This is a genomic window from bacterium (genome assembly GCA_024226335.1).
Classification (GTDB): Bacteria; Myxococcota_A; UBA9160; order SZUA-336; family SZUA-336; genus JAAELY01.
This window is the reverse complement of the sequence record JAAELY010000047.1, coordinates 13,738-40,546: the sequence shown is the minus strand read 5'-3', so window position 1 is coordinate 40,546 and position 26,809 is coordinate 13,738. Positions and strand designations below refer to the sequence as shown.

Here is a 26,809-nt window from a genome sequence, read left to right as displayed (position 1 = left end):
GCGAGAAGCGGGAGTCGCCGCCTGAGCAAGAAGGGTGATCCGATCGCAGATCCGTAGATCTGCAGAGGGTCGCGCGACGCAGCGCAGGCGGATGCATCGCGCTTCGCAGCCGCAGCCTCCCTGTGCAGAGGTTCCCTAGCTGAGTTCCCGTTTCAGGATCTTGCCGGTGGGGCCCTTGGGTAGTTCGTCCAGGAACTGGAAGCTGCGCGGATACTTGTAGGCGGCAAGCCGTTCCTTCGAGTACGCGATCAGTTCTTCTTCACTCGCCGATTGCCCGGGTGCGAGAGCGACCACCGCCTTGATCTCCTCGCCGTGTCGCTCGTGTTCGACGCCGATAACTGCGGCTTCCGCGATGGCCGGGTGTGCGTACAGGACCTCTTCGATCTCTCGTGGGTAGACGTTGAAGCCTCCGCGAATGATCATGTCTTTCTTGCGATCGACGATCCGGTAGGATCCGTCCGCGTCGCGAATGCCGACGTCGCCCGAATGGAACCAGCCATTGCGCAGAGCTTCTTCGCTGGCTTCCGGGCGTTGGAAGTAACCCTTCATGATGTTGTGGCCGCGGATGCAGATCTCGCCTGGCTCACCCTCCGGTACCGGTTGGTCCTTCTCGTCGAAGATCGCGAGTTCCACACCCCAGACCGGATAACCGATCGATCCGGGTATGCGGGGTTTGTCGAGTCGATTGAAGCTGGCCACCGGCGATGTTTCGGACAGGCCGTAGCCTTCGAGGATCTTCACCGGGTACTTCTTTTCGAACGAGTGCATGACTTCGACGGGCATCGCCGCGCCTCCCGTCATGCAGTAACGCAGACTCGACAGGTCGTAATTCTCGCCGCCTTCGTGATTCAGGATGGCGAAATACATGGTGGGGACACCGGCGAACAGCGTGACGCGGTCCCGCTGCATGATCTCGAGCGCATCTTCGGGTGTGAAACGCGGAAGCAGGGTCATCGTGCCACCGGCCGCGATCGTCGCATTCTGGATGCACGTCTGGCCAAATGAATGGAACAGCGGGAGCGTGGCGAGGGCCACATCGTCTGTCGCAAGAGGCAGGAGCCTGGGCACGACGGCGGAGCAATTCAGCAACAAGTTTGAGTGGGAGAGCTCTGCACCCTTGGGCTTCCCCGTGGTTCCTGAGGTGTACAGGATCACGGCGGTGTCGTTCTCGTGGGTTGCCATCGGGAACTCGACGGGCTTAGAGGCCGCGAGTTCCTGGAGACTCGGCGAGCCCTCGTCTGCCCATATGACCTCGACTCCGAGCGCAGTCGCACCTGCAGAGGCGGGCGGTCCGAACATCGAGTGCGCAATCAAGAGCTTGGAATCGGAGTCGGTCAGGTGATACTCGACCTCGGGAGCCGTCAGCAGCACGTTCAGCGGAACGACCGTGCAACCGGCGTACAGGATCCCGAAATAGGCGATCGTGAACTCCGGTACGTTGGGCACCATGAGACTGACGTGGTCTCCCGGCTCGAGGCCCCGACTCCTCAATCCCGCAGCTACGCCACGGGCGGCTCGATCGAGTTCGCTGTAGTTGATCTGCCGGTCATTCAAGCGGATGGCCGGATGATCTGCGCGGTCGCGCGCGCTCGTCGCCAGGATCGAACCGAGATTCAGGGCCAACTTCAAATCCTCCGGGACCTGGAGAGGTCTATCTCCAAAGAGTCTATCAAAGGCTTGCCCTGTGCAGGCCCGGGCTTGGCGGCCAGATCACAGCGCGATAAGCTGCGTCGTCCGGACTGCGGGCGCACCGCGGTCATCGAGGAGAATGGAAATGAAATCGTGCGGGCTGATGAAACCTTGGTTGTGTGTCGTGCTTCCGTTTCTCCTGCTTTCGTCCGGTTGCGAGCCCGCTGCGGTCGAAACGCCCGGAGATGAGAGCGAATCTGCGGAGCAGAATCCGATCGAGAAGTATGCGAATCCCCGAGAACCCGCCGAACTCTGGCCAAGCGTGCTCAAACAACGGGACGTGATTCGTGCGGCTGTCGAGAATCCGAAACTCTGGCACGACGATCTGGCACAGCTCGAGAAGGACATCATGAGCCTGCTCGAACTCGTCACCGAGATCAGCGCGTATTCCAGGGCGAATCCCGACCTCGCGAAGTTCCCAGAGGTGGCGCGCTCGGTCGGCGACGTGAGGGTGGCCGTGTTGCCGATTCGCAGCGCGGCCGCCGCAGCCCGTCCCGAGATGTTCGGAGACAGTCCGCGGGACCTCGACCAGGCGCTGGCCTTGCTGGAAAAGCGCTTTCCCGAAGGCTACTTCTCGGAGAGTATCAGCGATCGTTCCGACTACGCGAGACCGAAGAGCCGCTGACCGCTGCGGAGAATGTCGGACTGAGGTCCTTCAGAGCAGTTTCGAAACGACCTTGGGCATGTCCTCGGCGACCCGTACGATCGGGATTCCTGTCTGCGTGTTCAGGTGCATCTCGTGAACTGCGCGCGGTAGATCCGCGAACGAGTAGACTTCTTTGTGCACGGTCGGCTTGAACACGGCACCGTAGAGTTCGGTAGCCGCTGCACATCCTTCGAGTGTTTCGTAGTGCGTGTGATCGATCGTCACCTGCTTCATCGACATGATCGTGCTGTTGTAGTTGACGGCCTGGGAGAGTTGCCAGCCCGCACTCACGTTGACGCCGCCGCGAGCGGCTGCCGCGAGACCAGCTCCGAAGACCGGTCCGCGCAACATATCGCAGACCGCGTGCATACCCTCACCGCCGGTCAATTTCTTGACTTCTTTCGAGAAGGCTTTCACGTCATCGCGGCTTGCGAAGCGGTTGAACGCTTTCTGATCGATTCCGACGATCCCCTGCTTCTCGAGAGCCGCGCGCCGTTCCGGGCTGCCGGAACAGAAGAAGGCGTCGTGCCCTTCAGCCTTGGCGAGCATCAAGAACAGTTCACTCACACCACCGCCAAAGCCCATCACGTTGATTCGGGCCATGCGCTCGTACGGGATCTTGACCCGGAACATTCCGATCGCCCGTCGCCACAGATGGTAGGCCGTCGGTGCGCGAAGTGGCAGCGCGGCGATCTGCCAGAAGTCCAGTCCACAGTCCAGAGGTGCCTGGATGAGCTGCCACTCGCCGACCACGGCTTCCTCCGCGTACCAGCCCACCGAGTCCGGCTGGTCGTACGCCCAGATCTTCAGGGGAAAGCCGAAGCGATCGGGGTCGCCATTGCAGTGTGTGAGCACGATGTCGCCCGGCTTGAAGCGAGTTACGTCGCTTCCCACCGCCATCACTTCACCAACTGCCGAATTTCCTGGAAAGATCTTTCCGCCGCGCTGGTCCGCGATGTCGACCGTGTCGGCGAGTGCCGCGTGGTCGACGTTGTGCTCCGCCGAAACCGCGAGGATGCGCAGATGAACGTCCTTTGCCTGCATCTTGGCGAGTTCGAGTTCGTCGAGCTGAACGACGCGGGAAATATCGAACTTGTTCATGTCGTCGCCGACGCGCTCGCGCTCGGCTGCGATCGAATCTGCGCTGATTGAGTAGGCTCTGGCCATCGCTTTACTCCTGGGGGGATTTGCGCGGACACCCGGATGGGTCACGCGTGTGGGGAGTGGAGCATGATGAAGCCTGAGCCGGTTTGCTTCAAGCCCCACTGATTTTCCCGCTTCCCCGTCGAGGAACGCGATTTGACAGTGTGGCCAGCCGGGAGTCTGATACACGCGTACAGTGCAAAGGGGGAAGGGGTGAAGTCGATCGATGCGCCAACTCCGCGTCGAGTCCTGCCTGACGAGGTGGCGGCGAGCATCCAGTCGCAGATCTTCGACGGCTCGCTCCAGCCCGGTGATCGCCTGCCCCCGGAACGCGAACTCGCCGTCAAGCTGCGCGTCAATCGCAGCTCTGTACGGGAAGCGTTGAAGAAGCTGGAACAACTCGGGCTGGTGGATGTTCAACAGGGATCGGGTACGACCGTGCGAGACGCGCGACACGCGAGCTTCGACGTGGTCTGGAAGATGCTTTTCCCGGAGGGGCAACCCAATCTGCCGTTGATTCGCGATCTTCTGGAGATGCGTGAGGCCGTCGCTCCGGGCATCCTGCGGCTGGCGATCGAACGCGCCACGCCTTCGCAGATCGAGGGGGCGATCGCCGAGTTGCGCTCAGCGGCTTCTCCGGAGTTGTCCGAACTGCAATTCGCCGATGCGTTGCGCAACCTACAGGTGATGCTCGCAGACCTGAGCGGAAACCGGGTGTTGTTGATCCTGGCAAATTCGACCAGCCGCTTCTTCGAAGAACGCGGTTTTCGCCAGGGGGCCGCGGTCCGGGAGCCTCAACGCCATGCACTGCGTCCACTGATCCTCCGCCTGGCCATTGCGATGGAGGCGCGAGATCAGGAGGTCGCTGAGCGCTCGCTCAGGGATCTCCTGCACCGTTTTTCGGAACTCGTCCTGTCGGGTTTCGAGTGCGGTGCGGACGCTGGCGAAGAAAGATCCGAGGCCACCGGTTGACGCGCCCGGATTAGCGGGATACAAGCCCGGAGTCCCCGAGGCAGTCCCAACAGAAGCGAATCAGAGGCGGAACCAAATGGCGAGCATTCGTGTCGAGAAGACAACGAGCCCAAAGGGGAAAATGGAGTTCTTCAGAGGATTCCTGAAAAACCCCAAAGAAGTCGGTTCCGTCATCCCCAGTTCAAAGTTCCTCACGCGCCGCGTGCTGGAGTGCGGAGACGTGGCCAATTCGCGCGTGATCGTCGAACTCGGTCCGGGTACGGGCGTGTTGACTCGGCCAACTCTCGAGCACATGCCCAAGGACGGCAAGTTGATTGCGATCGAGATCAATCGCCGCTTCGTCGAGATGCTGCGCAACACGTATCCGGATCCGCGTCTCCATGTTTCAGAGAGCAGCGCGACCGAGATCGAAGAAGCGCTGTCCGCGGCAGGTGAGAGCGAGGCCGATCTCGTCGTCTCCGGCATTCCGTTTTCGACCCTGGAGAAGGGTGTCGGACGTCAGACTCTCGAGGCTGCGCGCCGCGTTTTGAGTCCGACCGGCCGTTTCGTCGCCTACCAGTTTCGCAGCGCAGTCGCGCGGGTTGCCGAGCCCGTCTTCGGCCGCCCCGAAACCCACAGCGGTTTCTGGAACCTCCCCCCGATGAAGATCTATGTCTGGAAGCGGGACGATCTGGAGCGGTGATCGTCGAGTTCCCGAGCGGGAGAGACTCGATACGGGGCGCCTTCTACGGCCCTGAACACGCTCGCCCCGTTCCCGGTGTCGTAGTGATTCCCGATGTTCGCGGACTCTACGAGCAATACCACGACGTCGCGAAGCGACTCGCCGCGGCGGGTTACGCTGCACTCGCCCTCGACCTGTACACGCGCGGGGACCAGCCGGATATCAGCGGTCCCGAGAGCATTTTCAAGTTCATGCGCGAACTGCCCGACGAACGCGTCCTCGCGGACATCCAGGCCGGGATTGACTTCCTACACGCCAGCGAGAAGGTTTCGGAGCGCGTCGGGCTGACCGGCTTCTGCATGGGCGGGAAATACGCGTTCCTGGCTGCGAGCTCCTGTGCTGGAATCAGCGCCACGATTGCCTGGTACGGCATGCTGCGGTCCGATGCCATCGACGAGCAGAGCCCCGAGCATCCGCTCGACGCCCTGCGCCGCCTGAGCTGTCCACTGCTCGGGCTGTTTGGAGAAGACGATCAGTTCATTCCGATGACCGACGTCGAGCAGTTGAAAGCACTGCGGGCAGCGCACGAGATCGAGGTGGTCTCGTATCCGGGGGCCGGTCACGCGTTCGCGAATGACGCACGTCCGGAGGCGTATCGCGCAGAGGCCAGCGAAGATGCCTGGCGACGCGCCCTCGCATTTTTCGAACGGCATCTACAGGCGTAGAATTCGCGTATGGGTGACCGACCGAGCCGAAACGATCTCTTGCGGGCAGTGAGCGGTTTTCTCGAGAACGAGTTGATGCCCGGCCTCGAAGGAGTCCAGCGTTTCCACACCCGCGTGGCGGTGAACGCTCTGGGCATCGTGATCCGCGAGCTCGAGAACGAACAGGAGCAATTGCCGGAGCGGCACTCGCGTTTGTGCGCGCTGCTCGAGCGAGAACCCGAGTCGACAGTCGACCCCGAAGAACTGAATCGACACAACGAGGCGATGGAAGTTCAGTTGTGTCAACGCATTCGTTCCGGGGCCGCAGACGAGAGTTCGCCCTGGCGCGAACGACTGTTGGAGCACTTGAGGCTCGATGTAGCGGAACGGTTGGCAATCGCGAATCCCGGCTATCGCTGATACTGGCGACGTCCTCGCAACGACTCTTGAAACGGCGCCCGTCCCTCCGTTGAACCGACCCCGGCACGCGCTACCTTCGCATCTACTCGTTGGGGGGATAAGTGACCCGTTCTGCTCGACAGACTGCGCGTACTCGCCGCGCCCGAGGTGCGAAAACCGCGCATCAGGCCGATGTTCGCGGCGGTGCTCACTGGTCCGTACCCTCCGTCGACGAGGTCGAGTTCGCGGATCTCTACGATCTCGAAGAGATTCCGATCGAAACCGAAGACGGTTGGCATCTCGTGCTGACGCGCTATCGCCCGCGCCCGCAGTCGTTCCCGCAACAGCTCTGGGGAGTACCCCTGCTGTTTGTCCACGGCTATACGCAGAATCGGCGCGCCTGGAATGCGGGGCAGTTCGTCAAGAACATGCTGTACTTCGGCGCCGACGTATTCCTGCTCGAGTTGCGCGGCCATGGCAAGAGCAGCGTCGAGGCTCAGCATCGCCGCGCCCGCAAGGCGAAGAAGGCTCCGCCCGAGGATGTGGACTACACCTGGGATCTGGACTCGTATCTGCTTTACGACCTGCCGGCCGCGGCTGAGGCGGTCAAGCGCCTTTCCGGGCACGAGAAGTTCTTTTTCTGTGGCCATAGCCTCGGCGGAATTCTCGGCTACGCCTACGGAACCATGTTCGACGATCTGATGGGCTTGATCACGATCGGCTCACCGTCGGATTTCGCCCGCATGCCCGTGTGGATGCGGACTCTTGCCTGGACGCCGCTGGTGGCCTTCCCCGCGATCGACGCAGTACTGGCTGGAGCGAATCTGGCGCGCTTGGCAGCACGCAGCGCGCGGCGGGCGACGCCCATGAGTCCTCCGACAAAGGCCTTCGTCCCCATGCGTTTCAACCGCCTGCCTTTTCGCAGGGTGTTTCGCTGGCTGGAAACCAATCTGCGCACGAACGTCCACGTACCGCTCACCGGCAAGACTCCCTTCAACCATCCTCTGCTCTACCAGCCGCGCAACGTCGCGCTCGGTGCCTTGCGGCCGCTCCTGCGCGAGGGCGGGACCGACGAGCCCCGAGCCACGATCGAGCAGTTTGCGCGCTGGCTGCGCCGCGGTGAACTGGTGAGCTATCGAGTAAGACACGACATCGCCGCAGCCTTCCCGCGCATTCGCATTCCACTCGCCATCATCTTCGGCGACGAGGATCCCCTCGCTTCTGTGCGTACGACGCGAAACGTGTATCGCAGCGCATCGAGTGAATACCTGCTCTGGCGTCCGGTTCGGGGCAATAGCCACCTGGATCTGACCATGGGGCACGATATTCGGCAGATCTGCTACGACATCAAGAATCTGATGACGTACGCCCTGGATCACGACGGCTCCATCGCGCCGCCCGCCGCCCGGCGCCGCCGCGCGAGCTAATGTCCCGTTCCAGAAGTTCGCTGACTATCGCGACGCCCGCCCATCCCCGCCGACTGCGTTGGAAAGGCCTTGAAGTAGCAACGGATACTCCGGCGGCCTCCCGCCTCGCCAGCGTGGCGTCCGGGCACCGAGATAGTCAGCGAACTTCTGGAACGGGACACTAGCCTCCGAGGAACGACTCCAGTGGAACTCTTTTTCGTTCGTCACGGGGAGGATCGGGCCGCGGCCGCCGATTGTTTTGGTGATACCGGCCTGAGCGAGCGCGGCCAAAGGCAGGCGCGAGACCTCTCCAAGCGCCTGTGCGACCTGCCATTTGAGCGCTGTATCAGCTCGAACCTGCTGCGCGCACGGGAAACTGCCGAGATCCTGCTCGAGGGGCGTCGGGTCGAGCACGCGATCGATCCGGATTTTGCGGAGGGCTCGGTGGGCGATCTGGAGGGGCTCGAACTCTCGAAAGCTCGCCTGCGCTTTCCCGACGACTTTCGCCTGGGCCGGAGTGTTGCCGCGCGCCTGCAGGCCGCCGGTCGAACCGCACCCGGGGGCGAGTCGGCGCAGGAGTTCGAACAGCGTGTCCGGCGAGCGCAGGCCCGGATCGAGCGCGAGCGCCAGGAGGTCGGCAGCCTGCTGGTGGTCTCGCACGGAGGCCTGCTCAATGCGCTGCTTCGAGCGATTCTCGGCCTGGAGTCGGCTATTCCCGTGCCTTTCGGCTTCGATCACTGCGGGGTAGTCAAACTGCTGGACTACCGCGAAGAACCCGGCTTTGGCCCGTTTCCCATGCTCCGTTTCCCGTCGATGGCGTGACGAAATGACGCAACAGATTGTTGCGTTTTGCTTTTTTGCGAGCAGACTAACTTGACCAGTAGGCCCCCTGTAGGTAATTGTGCGCCCGCAGATGCGTTTCCCCAAGCGGACACTTGTACTTCTTTCGGCGTTGTGCGCCCTCGTGGTGGTCCTCGGTGCTACGGCGGCGGGGCTTTATGACTACACCCCCGACGAACTGACCGGCCCTGAACAGCCGATCGAGTTCAACCACCAGATCCACGCCGGAGCGCGGCCTGACGGTAATCTCGGCATCGATTGCCTTTATTGCCACAGCGCCGCCGACAAGAGCCAGCACGCCACTGTGCCGGCGGTATCGGTCTGTCTCGGCTGTCACAACTTCATCAAAGAAGGTCGCACTGAGGGCAGCGCCGGCGAGATCGCCAAGATCCACGAGTACTACGGCAAAGGCGAGTCAATCCCGTGGGTGAAGATCCACAATCTCCCTGAGCACGTGCAGTTCAAGCACTACCGACACGTCGAGTCGGGAGTCGCATGCCAGACCTGTCACGGTTCGGTGGAAGAGATGAAACGCGTCTATCTCACCGAAGACACGCGCTATACGGCCCGCAGTCTGTATCTGCCGACCGCAAAACTCGAGATGGGCTGGTGCATGGAGTGCCATCTCGAAAGCGGCGCGCCCGACGACTGCGCCGCCTGCCACCACTAGCCGGGGACCCGCGAAGATGTCCGATCTCGATCGCAGAGATTTCCTGAAGATCGTTGGGATGACGGCTGGGGCCGCGGCCACCGTTGCGTGCAAGGAACCGGTCGAGAAGATCGTTCCGTATCTGAACCAGCCCGAAGAGATCGTCCCCGGCCTCGCGACCTACTACAATTCGACCTGTCGGGAGTGCCCGGCGGCGTGCGGTATCACGGTCAAGACGCGTGAGGGCCGCCCGATCAAGGTCGACGGGAATCCAGACGACCCGATCAGCCAGGGCGCTCTGTGCGTACGCGGTCAGGCTTCGTTGCACCGGACGTACGACTCCACGCGTTTTCGGGGTCCGATGCGACGCGACGCCGACGGCGCGCTTCAGCCGACGACCTGGGATGAGGGCATTGCGCTGCTGGTCGAAAAGCTGCGCGGGGCACCGGGCAAGGTGTTCTTTCTCGGCGACGGGCAGAGCGGCACGCTCGATGAGTTGATCGACAAGTTCCTGGCCGAGATCGGCTCGCCAAACAGGCTGCGCTACGAACCGTTCGCCTACGAAGCGCTGAGAGAGGCGAATCGCGTCGTTTTCGGCACCGATGCCGTTCCTGACTTCCGACTCGACAAGGCCGACGTCGTCGTCGCCTTCGGCACCGATTTCATCGAAACCTGGCTCAGCCCGCTGCAGAACCAGATCCGTTACACGGCTTCGCGTGAGGGTGGCAAGGGTTTCACTGCGTTTGTCGGGCCGCGGCTCGGCCTCTCGGGTTCGAATGCCGAGCAGTGGATCGCTCCCGAGCCGGGAACCGAGATTCAGGTCGCGCTCGCGCTGGCTCACGAGGTGGCTCAGCGCAAGGGAACCGCCGGAGTACTCGCTCCGCTGCTGTCGAACTATTCACTCGGCGCGGTTGCGGTCAAAACCGGTATCGATCAATCGAAACTGCAGGCGCTGGCCGAGCGGATTGCCTCCGCCAGTTCTCCGCTCGCGCTGCCTCCTGGAGCCGAAGTCCAGGGAACCAACGCTGCCGCATTCGCCGCGGCCGTCCAGATTCTCAATCACGTCAGCGGCGCCGTCGGCAATACGGTCGTATTCGGGCCGAATCACAACGTCAGCAAGCTCGCGCGTTTTGCCGACCTGAAGGAACTCGCCGGTCAGCTGCGCGGCGGTGATGACAGCGTGCTGCTCGTGCACAACGCGAATCCCGTCTACAACGCCCCGCAGGTCGGCTTCGGCGACGCGATGGGCTCCGGCAGCGTCTTCACGGTGAGCTTTTCGAGCGCAAACGACGAAACGACCGCGCTCGCCGATCTGGTCTTGCCCGATCACACGCCCTTTGAATCCTGGGGCGATCCCCAGCCGATAAGCGGCATTCGTCGCCTGCAGCAGCCGACGATCCGGCCGCTCTTCGACACGCGGGCACTCGGCGATCTTCTGCTCGAAATCGGCCGCGCACTCGGCAAGGGCGGATCGCTGCCCGCCGGTGGTTTCCGCGATCAGATCAAGGCGAAATGGGGCGCCGGTTTCGATGCTCAGCTGGCAAAAGGCGGCGAGTTCGGAGACGCACCAGCCGAGCAGGTGAGTCTGAGTTCGGGGATTTCGAAACTGCGTTTCGAAGCGGCCGAACTGGCTGGCGATGCCGGGGGAATGGCGCTGGTCGTGTATCCCTCACTGCATTTCTACGACGGACGCAGCGCACGCTTCGCCTCGCTGAACGAGGTCCCCGACCCGGTTCTCAAGACCATGTGGGGCAGCTACGCGGAAATCAACGAAGACGAGGCCCACGAACTGGGCATCCAGGTCGGCGACGTGGTGAAGATCTCCACCGACAGCGGCTCGGTCGAAGTCACGGCTTATCCCCACGCGGCCATACGCAAAGGCGTCGTCGCGTTGCAGATCGGCCAGGGTCAGATGGCGCGGCAGCCGGACGCTCCGGCATTCCTGGACTATCGCGCCAAGCGCGAAGTCACCGGGGTCAACGCGTTGAGCCTGGTTCCCGGTCGACTCGATGGGGCCAGCGGTGCTCTGGCATTTTTGTCGACGCGAGCTTCGGTCTCCAAGACGGGCGCCCGCGGCCTGGTGACGCGCGCGCAGCTCACCTTCGGTCAGGAAAACCGCGGAATGGCGAAAGCGGCCACGCTGGCCGCACTGGCCAAAGCGGATTCCGGGCATGGCGATGGGCACGGCGAAGTGCACGCTGGCGACGCCGGTGATTCGCACGCCAAGAAGGGGCCGATCCAGGGCGACGAGGCCCACCTGGTGCGCAAGGAGTACGATGCGGCCAAGGACTCGCATCCCGAAAGCCCGTATCGCTGGGGTATGAACATCGACCTCGACAAGTGCAGCGGCTGCAACTCGTGCACCGTCGCCTGCAATGTCGAGAACAACCTGCCTACGGTGGGTCCGGAAAACGCGCGCATTGGTCGGGAGATGCATTGGATTCGCATCGAGCGCTACGTGGAAACGGCCGACGACCAGGTCGATGTTCGCTTCGAGCCCATGATGTGCCAGCATTGCGGCGCCGCACCCTGCGAATCGGTCTGCCCGGCCATCGCGACGTACCACAACCCGGAAGGGCTCAACGTCATGGTGCCGAACCGCTGTCTCGGCACCCGTTTCTGCTCGAACAACTGCCCTTACAAGGCGCGTCGGTTCAATCACCGCCCCTACGACTTATTGTACGAGGCGCCCGAGGAACTGATCCTCAATCCCGATGTGACGGTCCGCGGCAAGGGAGTGATGGAAAAGTGCACGCTCTGTGTCCACCGCATCGCGGAAGGTCGCGACGAAGCCCGAAAGAAGGGGCGCAACGTGCAGGACGGCGACTTTACCATCGCCTGCGCGCAGGCCTGTCCATCCAAGGCGATCACATTCGGGAATCTCAAGGAAGAGAGCAGTGAGGTCGCGAAGCTGCGCCACGACAAGCGTGCCTATCGCGTACTCGAACATCTCTACACCCGTCCCGGAGTCTCATACCAGAAGAAGATTCTCCGGAACGAGAAGGCTTAGGGAAGATGGCCGCGATTACCGAACCGATACCGATAACGGCTGACCAGATCAACGACGACATTCTGCGGGTCATGGATCCGCCATCGCCGCTCTATGTTCTGGCGGTACTCTTCTGTGCGTTGCTCGTCGGTCTGGGCCTGGCGGCATTCCTCTACCAGACCTATTTCGGGTTCGGTGTTACCGGACTCATGCATCCGGTCATGTGGGGCGTGTACATCACGACCTTCGTGTTCTGGGTCGGAATCGCCCACGCCGGAACGCTGATTTCGGCGGTTCTATACCTTTTCAGGGCGAAGTGGCGCAACGCCGTCAACCGCGGCGCCGAGGCGATGACCGTTTTCGCCGTCGTGATCGCAGCGATGTTCCCGCTGATCCATATCGGTCGCGTCTGGAAGTTCTACTTCATGATCCCGTATCCGAATCAGCGGGGCCTGTGGGTGAACTTCAAATCGCCTCTGGTCTGGGACCTGTTCGCGATCAATACCTACATGACGATTTCGATCCTGTTCTTCATCGTCGGATTGATCCCCGATATCGCGGCTGCGCGCGACAGGGTTCGAGACTGGCGTCGTCATCTGTATCGCGTACTGGCGCTCGGCTGGCGTGGATCCTCAGAACAGTGGCGGCATCATTCGCGCGCTGTTTTGCATCTTTCGGGTCTGGCAACGCCACTGGTGCTCTCGGTTCACTCCGTCGTGTCCTGGGACTTCGCGACCTCGCTGGTTCCGGGCTGGCACACCACGATCTTTGCTCCGTATTTCGTCGCGGGTGCGATCTTCTCCGGTCTCGCGATGGTCATCACCGTGCTGGTGCCCGTGCGCCAGGCCTTCGGACTTCAGGCTTATCTGCGCGACGATCACTTCGACAATATGGGCAAGATGATCCTGCTTACTTCGTCGATCGTCGGGTACGCCTACGGCATGGAATACTTCATGGCCTGGTATTCGGCGAACCCGTACGAGCAGATGAGTTTCTGGTTCCGAGGCTTTGGCTACCACTGGACCTCGACCTGGATCATGATCACGTGCAACGTGATCGTTCCGTTGCCGCTCTGGATCAAGTCCATGAGGACGAACATCTACTACATGTGGGTGACGTCGATCTTCATCAATATCGGTATGTGGTTCGAGCGCTACGTGATCATCGTGACCGGTCTCTCACACGAATATGACCCGGCCGCCTGGGGCTACTACGTGCCCAGCGTTACCGAACTGGCGATTCTGGCGGCGAGCTTCGGATTGTTCTTCATGCTCTTCCTGATCTTCCTGCGCATGTTCCCGATCATCGCAATCCAGGAGGTCAAGGAACTCCACTACGAAGCTGAAGAGGCTGCCGCCGGAGGGACACACTGATGGCACAGGTCCTGGGAGTTCTGAAGTCGCCGGGCGCGACCGTGAAGGCCATTCACACCCTCAAGGAACAGGGATTCAACGATCTCGAGGTCTACACGCCCTCGCCCAATCATCACATCGAGCACGCGCTCGATCGCGGACCGAGTCCCGTGCGTCTCTACACGCTGATCGGTTGTCTCACGGGTGTGACGATCGGCTACGCGATGCAGATCTGGATGGCGTACGACTGGCCTCTGGTAATCGGGGGCAAGCCGTTCGCCTCGATTCCCGCGTATACGATCGTAGGTTTCGAACTCAATATCCTTCTGGGCGGCATCCTGACGGTTGCCGGTTTGATGATTCACGGAATCTTTCTTTCGCGGAAGGGACACGACGCCTACCAGCCGAGCTTCAGCGGTGACGAGTTCGGTTGCGTTGTGCGCTGTCACTCCGACCAGGTATCGCAGGCGCAGGAGTTGTTGCAGACGTCTGGCTCGACGGAGGTGCGCGTTGTCGAAGCATAGGCCGAGCTACGTCATCGCGATCGCGCTGACAGTGTTTTTCAGCCTTGGTTGCTGGGAACAGGTGTCTCCTGAGTGGTTTGCACAGATGAAGGAGCAGCCAGCGCTCCAGGCCCAGGAAGGCATCCAGCCGCTTATGCCGCCCGAGGGCACGGTCCCGGTGGGCGGGATAGCGCCTCGCATCACCGGCAGCCATCCGATGGCCGCCATGCCCATGTTCGCTCCGGAGGTCAAGGACCTCGCCAATCCAGTCGCCGCGGATGCGGCGTCGATCGCGCGCGGCGAGAAGATGTACGGGATCTACTGCGAGCTGTGTCACGCGGACGACGGGATGGCCAGTCCGGACAAGACGCCGATTGCCGGTCTTCTGGCGAAGTCAGGGGCGCCGCCGTTTCCGCTTTCGACCACCGTCGCGTATAGCGACGGCCAGCTGTACACGAAGATCCGCTACGGCAAACCGTTGATGCCGGGCTACCCACAGATTCCTTCGGATGACCGCTGGCACATCGTCAACTACCTCCGAACGCTGTTCAAGAAGGGCTAAGCTGTCGTGAGTACCGACATCGCAACACCTCGGTCCCTGCCGATGACCCCGGTCGCCATCTTCGGCGCCATGGTTCTGATCGGAGCAGTGACACTTCTGTCCGGCCTGCTGAGTTCGGATTCTGAGACCAGCGCCCGGACTTATCGGGTCTTCCTGCACAACTGGCTGCTCTGGGGGTCGCTTTCCCAGGGAGCGCTCGCGCTTTCGGCGGGCATGCGCCTGACCAACGCGCGCTGGCAGGGACCGATCCATCGCATCGTCGACTCGATGGGAGCCTATATCCCGGTCAGTCTGCTCCTGTTCGCGGTGATCTTCGCCGGTCGTCACGAACTCTTCGAGTGGACACATCATCCGATCGCGGGCAAGGAGTTCTGGTTCGAGCCCGGGTTTACGTTCACGCGAGACCTGATCGCATTGCTCTGGGTCACGTTCATTTCCATGTTCTACCTGTATTTGAGCGTCCGGCCGATGCTCGCCAACGCGCGAGAGAACGCGACCGGGTTTCGCAAGACGATGTTCCAGGCGTGGACCTCTGGCTGGCGCGGCGAGGAGCACGAGCGTGCTTCCTCCGAGCGCCGCCTGCGCAAGCTGGCCGCAGTGCTCGCCCTGTCGTTTGCAATCAGCTACTCGCTGATCGCCATCGACATGATCATGTCGCTCTCACCAGAGTGGGTCAGCACGATGTTCCCGGCCTACTACGCATGGGGTGGTTTTCTTTCGGCGATCTCGCTGACCACCATCATCTGCCTGGTATTTCGCAATCACCCGGATTTCGAGGGCGAGATCACGACGGATCGAATCCACGATCTGGGAAAGATGGTCTTCGCGTTCTCGATCTTCTGGATGTACCTGTTCTGGTCGCAGTACTTCGTCATCTGGTACGCGAATATTCCCGAAGAGACGGGATTCATTCAGGCTCGGCTCGGTTCGCAGTTCCTCCAGGACACCTGGTACATGGAGGGCTTCTGGGAGCGGGTGGCGGAACCGTACGCGCGACTCACGCTGTTCGCCTGGATCCTGGTCTGGATCGTGCCGTTCTGGGTACTTCTCGGTCAGCGACCGAAGAAGACTCCCGCCATCCTCGGCACGGTCGCAGCGGGATCGGTGTTCGGATTCTGGCTCGAGCGCTACATCCTGGTCACGCCGTCGATCGTGAAGCCGGCTGCGGTGCTCGAAGGGGCTTCCGTTTCACCGTTCGGGATCCTCGAACTCGGGATCGGCGTGGGCTTCCTCGGCCTGTTCTTCCTGTGTTTCCTCGGCTTCGGTCGCTTCTTTCCCGGAGCCCTGCCAGCCAAGAGCTAACGCTTCCGCGTCCCGAATTGAGCGGAAATCCCTTACCCGGCTTTCCGGGGAGCTTGCAGGCTGCAAGCGGTGCGCCTCGACGCAGCGAATGGGGTAGGATCGTCGCTCATTCGTAGGGGTATCGTTGGGGCACAAGGTCGAGAGAATCGCTGTCTTGAACCGCGGTGAGGCAGCTACACGCTGTCTTCGCGCCGTTCGCGAACTCCGAACTGAAGAGCGCAGCGAACTCGTCGGGATCGCGCTCTACACCGATCCCGATCGTTTCGGCCCTTTCGTGCGCGAGGCGGACGAGGCGCTGGCCCTGGGTCCGGCCCTGCGCCGTGGGCCCTCGGGCGCGATGCGCCCGGCCTATCTGGATCACGACCGCGTGCTGGCGGCGCTGCGCGCCACCCACGCCGACAGTGTCTGGCCCGGCTGGGGTTTTCTGGCCGAAGCACCGGATTTCGTAGAGAAGCTCGAAGCACTCGATATTGCGTTTCTCGGTCCGTCCGCTGCGACCATGCGCTCGCTCGGCGACAAGATTACGTCGAAAACCATCGCGGAGCGGGCCGGTGTACCGGTTTCCCCCTGGAGCAGTGGCCCCGTAACGCGCCAGAACCTGCGCGAACACGTAGAGCAGATCGGGCTTCCTGCCATGCTGAAGGCGACCGCCGGTGGCGGTGGTCGCGGCATCCGCAAGCTCACATCGCTCGACGGACTCGACGCCGTTTTCGACAGCGCTGAAACCGAAGCCGAGAACTCCTTCGGCGATGGCACGCTCTTCGTCGAAAAGGCGATCGTCGGAGCCCGTCACGTCGAAGTCCAGATGGCTGCCGACGAGCATGGCAATGTACTGGCACTCGGGCTCCGCGACTGCTCCGTGCAGCGCAAGCACCAGAAGGTCGTCGAAGAAGCGCCGCCCCCCGGTCTGCCCGATGCCCTGATGAGCGAGCTGCGCGAAGCCTCGGTGCGCCTGCTGCGCGAGGTCGGCTACACGGGAGTGGCCACTTGCGAATACCTGGTGACCAGCGAGGGGTTCTACTTCCTGGAGGTGAACCCCCGGCTGCAGGTCGAACACGGAGTGACTGAGCTTCTGACCGACGTGGATCTGGTCAAGTGGCAGATCAAGATCGCCCGTGGTGACGCCTTGCCCAAGGAACCGGCTTCAGAGCGCGGCTGTGCGATCGAAGTACGTCTGTGCGCCGAAGATCCTTCCTCGGAATTTGCGCCCAGTCCGGGTCGCATCGCGCTATTGGATCTGCCTTCCGGTCCCGGCATCCGGGTCGACTCCGGTATCGTCTCCGGGGATTCGGTTCCACCTGAGTTCGACTCGATGGTGGCCAAGATCCTGGCTCGCGGTTCAACTCGCGAGGAGGCGCGTTCCCGCCTCGTTCGTGCCGTCAGCGATGCCCGCGTCGTGGTGGAAGGTGGCATGACCAACAAGGGTTTCCTGTTGGATGTGCTCGATCACTCCGATTTCCGTCGCGGCGGTGTCCAGACGGACTGGCTCGACAGTTCGAATCTCGCGCGCTCACAGCGTCCCTGCATCGAGGCCCTGTTGATTGCCGCCATTCAGGTCTACCAGCGCGAACGCGAGGCGGTGCGGACGAATTTTTTCACCGCCGCTGGTCGCGGGCGCCCGCGCGAGATTCCGGCGTCGTCGGGTGTCGAGATCGATCTCGTCTACGCCGGTTGTCCCTATCGCCTGCGTGTGTTCGCAATCGGTGGAAACGCCTACCGCGTGTACATGGGCGATCGCGTCATGGAGGTCACGCTGCTCGAGCAGGACAAGCATACGCGTGTGCTCATCCTCTCCGAGCGGCGCTTCCAGATCCTGATCAGCCAGTCGCCTGTCGAAGTGCGAATCGAAATCGATGGCTGTCTGCACCGTGTCGAGAGTGATGTCGGGGGCAAGGTTCGCGCACCTGCGCCCGCGCTCTTGATCGAGATCGCAGTGCAACCGGGTGACAACGTCCGCGCGGGCCAACGGGTCGGTCTGTTCGAGGCCATGAAGACGGAAACGGCCCTGCTTGCACCCATGGCGGGAGTCGTACGCGAAGTCGTCGCACGCGCCGGAAACCGCGTTTCCGCCGGGGATGTCATCTTGATCATCGAGCCGAGTTCCGGCGATCGAGTGCAAGCCGAACCCTCCGACGCCCTCGAGCTTCCGCTCGAGGATGACCCGCTCGACGTTTTCTTCGACGCGGACGGGCAGGTGGGTTTCGCGCAGGCGAGCGAAGCGGCAGCTGCGGTGCGCATTCGGGGCGCAAACGCTCTGCGCTCCGAGTCGCGTCGTCTGCTCATGGGTTACGACGTGAACCCCGAACGAGCCGATCGATTGATCCAGATTCTGCAGGCACCCGTCGAGGCTGGCTCTGACGGACTACGCGCGGAGCTTTCACAGCTCGCGGCGATGCTCGAGATCTTCGCCGATATCGAAGCGCTGTTCAGCCGTGCGCCCACGCGCCTGGCCGGCGACGAACTGGGGCCATCTAGCGATGCGCGCCTCACCATGTATCTGCGGCGCATCGCAGCCGAGGGCGCGGGTATCGCTCCGGAATTCCTGGATCTTCTGCGCAGGACGCTGAAGCACTACGACGTGGAGGGGCTGACACCCGACGATGCGCTCGAGCGCGCGGTTCTGCGCATCTACGCGACGCGAACCACCCTGATGTTGCGCAGCCGTCTGGTCGGCGCGTTACTGCAGCAATTGATTCGCCTCGGCGAGACCGGAGAGACGTTTTCGCGACATCCCGATCTTTCCGAAGTGCTCGATCGCCTGGCGATGTTGAGGAATGCCGTCGGCGCGAGGGTGGCGGATCTCGCAACGCAGGCGCGCTTCCGCGTGTTCGAGCGACCCAATGGATCGAGCGACTCCGAGAGCGCGAGCCCGGTGATCGATTTCGACTTCACCCTGGTTCCGCCGCCCAAGCACGAGATGCTCGAAGAGCGAGCCCGCCAACTCTCGCTGTCGGTGGAAGAGGTGCAGCGCTTTGAGATCTGGCGACTGGAGAATTTCGATCTCGAGCGCATCGAGTCGCCTGGTTTTCCCGGTATCCTCGCGTTCTCCGGCCGCTCCCGGGATGGAAGCGGTGACCAGCGGATCCTGTGCTTCTCGGAGGTGACGGATCTCGGCCCCGGAGTTCCTTTGGAGCCGAGCATCCCCGCTTTCGAACAGCGTTTCCACGAGGCGATCGAGGCGATGCGCTCGCTCCAGGGAAATCAGGATCCCGCGCGGCGCATGCAGTGGAATCGCCTGTACGTGTTCGTCCGGCCGCCGATCGTGCTCAGCGATGCACTGCTCACCGAGACACTGCGACGTCTATCACCCGAGACCGGTCACCTCGGTCTCGAGAAGGTCATCGTCAGGATCGCGAGTGTGAATCCCGTGGCGCCCGGTGAGAGACCGCGCAAGATCGAAGTGCTGGCGGGCAATCCATCGGGGAATCGCGTTCAGTGGAGTTTTCGCGAGCCTCACGACCGTCCGCTGGAACCCGCCACACCCTACGAACGCCGCGTGGCCGCCGCGCGTGCGCGCGGCCTCGTCTACCCCTACGAGATCATCCGCCTGTTCACGGCTCCACCCGAGGGCGAGAGTCACGCGCTCGGCCGTCCAATCGGGCCGGGAGATTTCGAGGAATACGATCTGCGCGACGGGCGTGCTGTGCGCGTCGTGCGCGAGCCCGGCGAGAGCACCTGCGGTGTCGTCTTCGGGGTGATTCGTACACCGACGCTCAAACATCCGACCGGAATGCGGCGCGTGTTGATTCTGGGGGATCCGACCTGGAACATGGGCGCACTCGCCGCTCCGGAATGCGATCGTATCGTCGCCGCGTTGGAACTCGCCCGGACCGAGGGCATTCCCGTCGAATGGGTCGCCGTTTCTTCCGGCGCACGTATTGCCATGGAGAGCGGGACCGAGAATCTCGACGCGACGGCGCGTGTCGTGCGCAAGCTCGTGACTTTCACCGACGCCGGCGGTGAGGTGAACCTGATCCTGCCCGGCGTCAACGTTGGCGCACAGAGCTATTTTGACGCGCTGGCCACGATGGGATTGCAGTCGAAGGGCATCCTCATCATGTTGGCTGGTGCGTCGATGGTACTGACCGGCCGCGCGGCACTCGAGTTTTCCGGCGGTGTTTCCGCCGAAGACGAGGTCGGCATTGGTGGCTACGAGCGCATCATGGGACCGAACGGCGAAGCGCATCACCAGGCGCGGGACCTGTCCGACGCATACGGGATCCTGCTCGAACACCACGCGTGCAGTTACCGATCGCCCGGCGAAAGGCATCCGCGACCCTTCCGCACGACCGACCCCGCTGATCGGGACGTCACCCAAGCGGTCTACGAAGGAGAAGAGGACTTCCGGCGCGTCGGAGATATCTTTTCCCAGGCCAATGCGGAGCGCAAACGCCCGTTTGCCATGCGCCCGCTCATGCGGGCCCTGGTAGACGCCGATGCCGGATCTATCGAGCGCTGGCGGGATTGGACCGGTGCCGAGATGGCCATTACCTGGGATTCGCATCTGGGTGGCTTTCCGATCGCTCTAGTCGGTATCGAGAGCCGCTCACTCCCGCGACTCGGTTATCGACCAAACCACGGGCCAGAGAGTTGGACGGCGGGCACATTGTTTCCCGCATCGTCGAAGAAGGTGGCGCGAGCACTGAATGCGGCGAGCGGGAATCGCGCTGCCGTCGTGCTGGCGAATCTCTCGGGTTTCGACGGTTCTCCGGAATCGATGCAACGAGGCATTCTCGAGTACGGTGCGGAGATCGCGCGCGCAGTCGTCCGCTTTGAAGGACCGCTGCTCTTCGTCGTGGTCACGCGGTACCACGGAGGAGCCTACGTCGTGTTCTCCCGCGAGTTGAACGAGCAGATGCGTGCGAGTGCGCTGAGTGGCTCGTTTGCTTCGGTCATCGGTGGGCCGGCCGCGGCCGCGGTCGTTTTCGCAAGGGACGTACGCAAACGCGCGCTGGCGGATCCGCGCGTGCGCGAGGCGACGGCCGACGTCGAGACTGCCGTCGATACGGCCGCGCGCGTGGCTCGGAGGGCCCGACTCGACCAACTCGTAAGTGACGTGATTCTCGAGAAGCAGGCGGAACTCGCCACCGAGTTCGACACGATTCACAGCGTCGAGCGGGCGCTCGAGGTCGGATCGCTCGAGTCCCTGGTCGAGCCGGCGCAGCTGCGCCCGACCTTGATTCGCTGGCTCAGCGAAGCTCTGGTTTCGTAAACTCCATCTGCTCGGATTCCAGGAAACGCCGGTAGTAGCACGTGGGCCGGGTCTCACCGTCGGCGTTCTTCGTGTGGCACGCACCGCCGGCTCGGGGTCGAACGAGATAGAGCAGCGAGTTCTGTTCGCAGTTGGTGCGGATCTCGACCAGTTCCAGGAAGTCACCGGAAGTCGCACCCTTGTGCCACAGTTCGTTTCGCGAAGTCGACCAGAGGACCGCCTGCTTCTTGGTTCGGGTCTCGGCCAACGCCAGTTCGTTCGCGTACCCGATGTAGAGCACTTCCCCGCTATCGGCGTGCTGGAGCACGACCGGCAGAACGTCCTGACCCGTCTGTGCGATCTTGGCCAGCTTCGAAAAGTCCAGCTGGATCTCGGTACCTTCTTCGAGGCTGTTCATGCTCGCTCCTTGTGTGAGGGTCGGGGCAGGATAGGGACTGGCCCGCACGAGACAAGTCATGCGACGCCGGGTAGATTCCGGTTTCGAATCAGGAGACCCCATGCTCAGCACCCGGCCCGAATTTTCCATCTTGCCTCTCGTTCTCGCTTCCCTTGGGTTGACCCTGATCGTGTTGAGCACTGCATGCTCGGAGCCAGCCCAGAGCCTGCTCGAAGAGGGGCTCCGCACCTACACGATCAATTGCATCGCGTGTCACAACCCGGACCCCAAGCTCGACGGAAACCTCGGGCCGGCCGTGGCCGGTAGCTCCAGGGAACTGATCGAAGCTCGGGTGATGCGCGGTGAGTACCCATCGGGCTACGCACCCAAACGGGACACCAAGCTGATGGTGGCCTTGCCCTTTCTCGAGGCGGAAATCGACGGACTGGCTGCCTACCTCGAAAGTCCGGCTCCTGGCTCCGGCCTTCGCCCGTAGCTCCTGTAGTGACGGGGAATTTTCCGACGAGTTGCACATCTCGCTTGGCTCCGAGTTGCGTAGCGCAGCTATCCGCACAGAGCACCCGGTGCACAATGCATAATGGAACTTGCGGTGCGATGGGCGCGCATGGAAAATGGGTTCGAAACCGGAAAAGCTGAGTCCTGTCGTCACTTTCGCCCATCGGGAGCCACTTCATAAGGGTGCATCCGCACCTCTTCGGAGTTGAAGCGGAGTGCAACTCGAAACCGCCCGGCGATCCCGTTCGCCGGCGAAGGTGCGAGAAGGCGTGGAAGGGACAGGGAAAGAGGGATCTGCATATGGGCACTCGTTCAAGCAAAGTCTTTGGTGGTATCTGTGGACTACTGGCGGGTTTCGTCCTCGCTTCCGGAACGGCGCTAGGCGCAGTTTCGTACAGCGATGTGACGGCCGCGTCGGGGATCGACTTTGTCGGTGACTACGGCATGCCGTTTTCTCATCTCGATATGACCCAGGCGCTCATGCAGCAAAACATGGGCGCTGGCGGCGCCGTCGATGACTACGATGACGACGGCGATCTCGACGTGTACCTCGTCGGAACTGCCGGTCATATGAACCGCCTGTTTCGCAACAATCTCGATCAGGGTTCCGCGACGTTCAGCGATGTGACCGCGTCGGCCGGTCTTGCGACAGCAGCTCTGACGGACGGCCTTTCGCGGATCGCGAGCTTCGCAGATCTGGATGACGACGGTGATCTCGATCTGGTGGTCGTCAACGACTACGACGGAGATCCCAACAATCCACCCAATCAACTGCTGCGCAATAACGGCAATAGTACGTTTACCAACGTCACTGCGGGATCCGGCTTCCAGCCGATCGGCTATCTGCATGCCGGAATGGCGATGGCCGACTACGATCGCGATGGTCTGCTGGACATCGTGACGACCGACTGGACCTTTGAAGCGGGTACGGGAGCTCCGCAGTTTCCCGGCTCGCTGCTCTTGTTCCGCAACCTGGGCGGTTTCAAGTTCCAAGAGGTCACGGTCGCGGCGGGACTCGAGAAGAATACCTTCGACACCTTCTCCGCGTTGTTCGCGGATTTCAATGACGATGGCTGGCCCGATCTTCACGTCGCCATCGACCACACAGAAGATGAATTCTGGGTCAATAACAGCGGTGTCTTTACGAGAGCGACGGATAGCGTGTACAACCCGAGCCCACACCTCGGCAATGATATGGGCTTGACGGCCACGGATTTCGACAACGACGGCGATCTGGATATCTATGCCACGAACATCGCCAATCAAAGCGTTATCGATCTGGGACATGACCGTGCCAACGTACTCTGGGTGAACAAGTTCGCCGATGAATCCGTGCTCCGCTTCGACAAGGAGACGTTCATCTACGGGCCGTTGCATACATATTGGGGCTGGGGAGTGGAGTTCACCGACGTCGAGAACGACGGGGATCAGGACATTCTCGCGGCCAACGGCATGGATCAGTTCCTGATGATGATGGTCCCACAGGACGAGAACATCATGAAGCCGATGGCCCTCATGATGAACGATGGGAACCAGATGTACTCCCGCGTCACACCCACGGGTATGGACTTTCCGCAGGACTCCCGAGGTCTGGTGACGTTCGACTACGATCGGGATGGCGATGAGGATGCGCTCGTTACGAATGTCGATGAGGCGCATCGCTTGTTCGCGAATACGAGCACCGATCAGGGCCACTACTTGAGCGTCGGCTTCGTGCAGAAGATGGGTCAGAACCGCAACGGTGTTGGTGTCAAGGTCTATGCCACTTCAGGCGGTGTCACCCGCCGTCGCGACCTGCTCTCGGGTGATAGTTTCGTTTCGGGTACGCCGAAGGAGGTTCATATCGGCCTCGGCGCGTCGGATACCCTGGACGAACTACACGTCGAGTGGACCGACGGAACCTCGTCCACCTACACCGACGTCGTTGCAGATCGCTTCATCACGATCCATCAACGTCACGGCGATATGAACCGCAATGCGATGATCGATCATTCAGATCAGTTCCAGCAGGCGGTCTGCCGCTGGACGATCTTCTTCAATCCCAGCGCTCCGGTCTCGGCGAGGTGCCAGTCTTTCGACTACGACATCGACGGAGACATCGATACGGACGATACCGTGGCGTTCAACGCGGACTACGCTGCGGAGCGAGCCCGGCTGCAGGCGTTGATCGACGCGTACATCGCGGCCTTCCGCGCGCGCTTCGGTCTCTAGTCAGCTCACGCCGGCCGTGTTTCTGTCCGCGTTCAGCGGCCGCGATCGCGGTCGCTGAACGGGAACGCCCGCATCTTGTCCACCCGGTCGGCTGTGGTCTTCAGACCGTCGGGGTGCCTGGATGCGAACATTCGCCTCGTGGGTACGAACACGTCTGTGGGTTCATCGCGTTCGAGTTCGGGCTTGCAGCCGCATGAGCAGCGATCGCTACCGGCGCAGGCGCCACAGCAATACCACTCCTGCTCCCGCTGGCTGGCGGTGTAGCCCAATCTGCAACCGCAGCCTTTGCAGCTGCCGTTGACCGCGGCCCTGGATCCATTCTGGTTCTCGTCTGCCATATGACCCCTATCGATCGGAAACTTCGAAGGCATCCTCAACCCCTGACGCTTCCAATTCGAGGCTCAGCCGATCCTTGAAGCTCACGTGAACCCGGGTTGCATCCGCGCGGCCCGGAAAAGCCAGAATCAGCTTGCCTCGCCGTTCGCCCCGCAGGGCCAAGTCGACTTGTGCCCGCCCCTCCGTGCCGGGTCGTACGGATTCGACCCCAAATCCGCCCGAAGCCAGGTGAAGGGTCGAGCCGATCACTCGGACCTCGTCGTTATCGGCAACCAGGTGCACCAGGCGACAGCCGTGCGCGGGTTCAGGTTGCGACGGCTCGGTGAGTTCGGCCAGGTCCAGCAGGCGATCCTCCCAGACGTCGTAGCCACTCACGGACCCTTTGAAACCCAGAGCCACCGGGTCGATCGGCAGAGCTCTGGAGCTGTCTGACAGGTTTACCCGCAGTACCAGTACGCTCCCATCGGGGAACGCGATGCTGAGCTGATCGGGACTCTCGCCTTCGCCAAGGGTCACTTCGGGCACGAAAGGCAGGGGAGGGAGGAGTCGGGACTGCAGGCGCCCGCGCTCGTCCGACAGCTTGTCGGGGTCGTCGGAAAGCACGAGCAACCCGCCGGATACCGCGATCGTTGCCGCGAGGGTTCGCACCTCGTTCGTGTCGAGTTTCGTGTCTTCGTCGCGAAGGACCGCACAGTCCGGATCATTCAGCCACAGCCGCCGGTGCAAGGCCGCCCGCGAGAGCACGTTGCGCAGGCCGTTCACGGCCGAGGGCGCGGCTTTGACCCCGAAGAGCCGGTCGGCGATCGGACTGGCCCAGTACGGCGCGACGTCGGGGCCAATGCGCATGGCTTCGAACAATCCGATCGAAGGACCGAGCGGCGCCCCGCACCCCAGTAGAAAGGCCGCCTTGCCGGCTCCCTTTCGAATCGCCTCGATCGCGCCCCGGTAGGCCGCACCCGAGGGCAGGTCCGGGTCGTAGCGTTCGCCCGGTAGCGTTCCCGCGTACAGGAAGTCGAGCTTCAGGTAGTCGAAGCCGTCCTTCCGGGCTCTGCGCGCGATCCTCTCGAGCCAGGACAGCACTTCGGGATGCGTCGGATCGAGCGCATAACAGATCTTGCCTTTCCAATCCTTGTTGATCAGCGCGACCCGGGGTTTACCGTCGCTACGGCGCAGCAACCAGTCCGGGTGCTCTCTGGCCGTATTCGAGGTGCGCGAAACCAGAAGTGGTGCCAGCCAGAGACCGGCCCGGAAGCCCGATGCGCGGATCTCCTTGGCGATCGGAGCAATCCCATCGGGAAACCCCGCATCCCACTCGCGCCAGTCCCCGACCGCGGCCTGGAAACCATCGTCGAGTTGAATCGTGTCGATCGGGATCTTCTGGTCCGCCAGGTGTTGCGTCGCACGGACCACATCGGGTGCCGTCACACGGGTGAAGAACTGATACCAGGAACACCAGGCGGAAGGTGTGGTGTCCGGCACCCGTACGTTCATCTCGCGTCCGCAATGCTGCGCCCAGGTGGCAATGCCGTCCTCGCCCGCCGCGTCCAGACCGAGCCAGAGTCGCTCGCCCACGGTTCGGTCGCCTGGCGCCAGCGAGTGCTCTTCAAGAGAAGCCCGTGCATAGAGAGCGCTCGGGCGCGGGCCTTTGCAGCTCAGGCCGATGTGACAGAGATAGTTCCGGTGAGTGACGAACCCGAGGCTCAAACCCGCCGAGCCCGGCGCTCTCAACGAGGTTGCGCAGTCCGACGCGTGAAAACCGCGCCGCGGGAAAGGCGTGAGGGGACCGCAGTAGAGATCGCGCAGGAGTCCGATGCGCGGACGCCGTTCTGTCCGGTCGAGACGCAGCCATCCGGCGGGAGTCCAGGATTGGTAGCCCATGCGATACCAGCGCATGGCTCCAGGATCGCCCTCGAGCTTCAGTTCGCAGTCTCCGGTTTCTTCCCAGCTGAAAGGCTCCAGAGCCCCGATGCGCTGTGCGGACTCTCCGGTGTTTTCGACCGCGAGTTCGAGTGTCACACCGGAGGTGCTTTCGCTCATTTCGACGGCCAGTTCGAGCTCCAGATCGAGCTCGGTCGAACACCGCATCGAGATCCGGGTCGCGGGTCCGTTCGGAGTCTGGACCGATTCTGAGCGCGGTTCCCGTGCCGAGGTTGCCCGAAACGCTCGACCGCCCACGATCACCCTGGGGCCGAAGCCGCGTACGGCGACCCGACGGGTCTTGTCCTCGATCTCGAGCGAAGCGGTTCCGGGATCAATCCGAAGCCGGAGCCGTGGGCTCTCGAACTCGTACCGACCGTCCGATCCGTTCAGTCGTCGTTCTTCGACGCTCACCCTGACCCCC

The 26,809-nt window shown here is 62.4% G+C and carries 20 protein-coding genes and 1 pseudogene; 16 read left to right on the top strand and 5 right to left on the bottom strand.

Going from position 1 to position 26,809, the window contains the following annotated elements; genetic code table 11:
- Positions 1-135: 135 nt before the first annotated feature.
- Positions 136-1,617 carry a long-chain fatty acid--CoA ligase gene (locus tag GY725_02195; GenBank protein ID MCP4002985.1) on the bottom strand — a complete coding sequence of 494 codons (1,482 nt, stop codon included), beginning with the start codon at positions 1,615-1,617 and terminating at the stop codon, positions 136-138.
- Between the two features lie 157 nt (positions 1,618-1,774).
- Here GY725_02195 and GY725_02190 point away from each other — a divergent pair, with 157 nt between their 5' ends.
- On the top strand, positions 1,775-2,314 hold the full coding sequence (locus tag GY725_02190; GenBank protein MCP4002984.1) for a hypothetical protein: 540 nt from the start codon (positions 1,775-1,777) through the stop codon (positions 2,312-2,314).
- A 30-nt stretch (positions 2,315-2,344) separates the two neighbouring features.
- Here the strand turns inward: GY725_02190 and GY725_02185 are convergent, their stop codons facing one another.
- Positions 2,345-3,502 (bottom strand): zinc-binding dehydrogenase, encoded by a 1,158-nt coding sequence (locus GY725_02185; protein MCP4002983.1) that lies wholly within the window; start codon positions 3,500-3,502, stop codon positions 2,345-2,347.
- A 189-nt stretch (positions 3,503-3,691) separates the two neighbouring features.
- Between GY725_02185 and GY725_02180 the strand changes: the two genes are divergently transcribed.
- The 13 genes from GY725_02180 to GY725_02120 all read left to right on the top strand — a co-directional run bounded on the left by GY725_02180 (position 3,692) and on the right by GY725_02120 (position 21,029).
- Positions 3,692-4,450 carry a FadR family transcriptional regulator gene (locus GY725_02180; GenBank protein MCP4002982.1) on the top strand — a complete coding sequence of 253 codons (759 nt, stop codon included), beginning with the start codon at positions 3,692-3,694 and terminating at the stop codon, positions 4,448-4,450.
- A gap of 76 nt (positions 4,451-4,526) precedes the next feature.
- Positions 4,527-5,132: a methyltransferase domain-containing protein gene (locus GY725_02175; protein MCP4002981.1), complete on the top strand. Its 606-nt coding sequence runs from the start codon at positions 4,527-4,529 to the stop codon at positions 5,130-5,132.
- Positions 5,129-5,836: a dienelactone hydrolase family protein gene (locus GY725_02170; GenBank protein ID MCP4002980.1), complete on the top strand. Its 708-nt coding sequence runs from the start codon at positions 5,129-5,131 to the stop codon at positions 5,834-5,836. The genes GY725_02175 and GY725_02170 overlap by 4 nt, the downstream gene beginning before the upstream one ends.
- A gap of 9 nt (positions 5,837-5,845) precedes the next feature.
- Positions 5,846-6,235 carry a hypothetical protein gene (locus tag GY725_02165; GenBank protein MCP4002979.1) on the top strand — a complete coding sequence of 130 codons (390 nt, stop codon included), beginning with the start codon at positions 5,846-5,848 and terminating at the stop codon, positions 6,233-6,235.
- A 101-nt stretch (positions 6,236-6,336) separates the two neighbouring features.
- On the top strand, positions 6,337-7,641 hold the full coding sequence (locus GY725_02160) for an alpha/beta hydrolase (protein ID MCP4002978.1): 1,305 nt from the start codon (positions 6,337-6,339) through the stop codon (positions 7,639-7,641).
- Positions 7,642-7,824: 183 nt separating this feature from the next.
- Positions 7,825-8,442 (top strand): histidine phosphatase family protein, encoded by a 618-nt coding sequence (locus tag GY725_02155; GenBank protein MCP4002977.1) that lies wholly within the window; start codon positions 7,825-7,827, stop codon positions 8,440-8,442.
- Positions 8,443-8,533: 91 nt separating this feature from the next.
- Positions 8,534-9,130, top strand: a complete 597-nt coding sequence (locus tag GY725_02150) for a cytochrome c3 family protein (GenBank protein MCP4002976.1) — start codon at positions 8,534-8,536, stop codon at positions 9,128-9,130.
- 16 nt (positions 9,131-9,146) lie between these two features.
- Positions 9,147-12,119, top strand: a complete 2,973-nt coding sequence (locus GY725_02145) for a 4Fe-4S dicluster domain-containing protein (protein ID MCP4002975.1) — start codon at positions 9,147-9,149, stop codon at positions 12,117-12,119.
- A 5-nt stretch (positions 12,120-12,124) separates the two neighbouring features.
- Positions 12,125-13,471: a polysulfide reductase NrfD gene (nrfD, locus tag GY725_02140; protein ID MCP4002974.1), complete on the top strand. Its 1,347-nt coding sequence runs from the start codon at positions 12,125-12,127 to the stop codon at positions 13,469-13,471.
- Entirely contained in the window at positions 13,471-13,974 is a 504-nt protein-coding gene (locus GY725_02135; GenBank protein MCP4002973.1) for a DUF3341 domain-containing protein, read from the top strand. Before nrfD ends, GY725_02135 begins: the two co-directional genes overlap by 1 nt.
- Complete coding sequence (locus tag GY725_02130) at positions 13,961-14,515, top strand: hypothetical protein (protein ID MCP4002972.1); 555 nt, start codon at positions 13,961-13,963, stop codon at positions 14,513-14,515. Before GY725_02135 ends, GY725_02130 begins: the two co-directional genes overlap by 14 nt.
- Positions 14,516-14,521: 6 nt before the next feature.
- Positions 14,522-15,817 (top strand): hypothetical protein, encoded by a 1,296-nt coding sequence (locus GY725_02125; protein MCP4002971.1) that lies wholly within the window; start codon positions 14,522-14,524, stop codon positions 15,815-15,817.
- Between the two features lie 154 nt (positions 15,818-15,971).
- A complete protein-coding gene (locus tag GY725_02120) occupies positions 15,972-21,029 on the top strand; it encodes an ATP-grasp domain-containing protein (protein MCP4002970.1) in 5,058 nt (1,685 codons plus the stop codon).
- Here the strand turns inward: GY725_02120 and GY725_02115 are convergent.
- A complete protein-coding gene (locus GY725_02115) occupies positions 21,007-21,426 on the bottom strand; it encodes a phosphoribosyl-AMP cyclohydrolase (GenBank protein ID MCP4002969.1) in 420 nt (139 codons plus the stop codon). The two genes, GY725_02120 and GY725_02115, sit on opposite strands and share 23 nt — an antisense overlap.
- 238 nt (positions 21,427-21,664) lie before the next feature.
- Here GY725_02115 and GY725_02110 point away from each other — a divergent pair.
- Together GY725_02110 and GY725_02105 are read left to right on the top strand one after the other, a co-directional pair.
- Positions 21,665-21,814 (top strand): annotated as a pseudogene (locus GY725_02110) (cytochrome c).
- A 407-nt stretch (positions 21,815-22,221) separates the two neighbouring features.
- Positions 22,222-24,132, top strand: a complete 1,911-nt coding sequence (locus GY725_02105) for a CRTAC1 family protein (GenBank protein MCP4002968.1) — start codon at positions 22,222-22,224, stop codon at positions 24,130-24,132.
- 32 nt (positions 24,133-24,164) lie between these two features.
- Here GY725_02105 and GY725_02100 read toward each other — a convergent pair whose 3' ends face one another.
- Both GY725_02100 and GY725_02095 read right to left on the bottom strand, forming a co-directional pair.
- Positions 24,165-24,470, bottom strand: coding sequence for a hypothetical protein (locus tag GY725_02100; GenBank protein ID MCP4002967.1), 306 nt, complete (start codon positions 24,468-24,470; stop codon positions 24,165-24,167).
- A gap of 7 nt (positions 24,471-24,477) precedes the next feature.
- Positions 24,478-26,799 carry an alpha-galactosidase gene (locus GY725_02095; GenBank protein MCP4002966.1) on the bottom strand — a complete coding sequence of 774 codons (2,322 nt, stop codon included), beginning with the start codon at positions 26,797-26,799 and terminating at the stop codon, positions 24,478-24,480.
- Between the last annotated feature and the right edge of the window lie 10 nt (positions 26,800-26,809).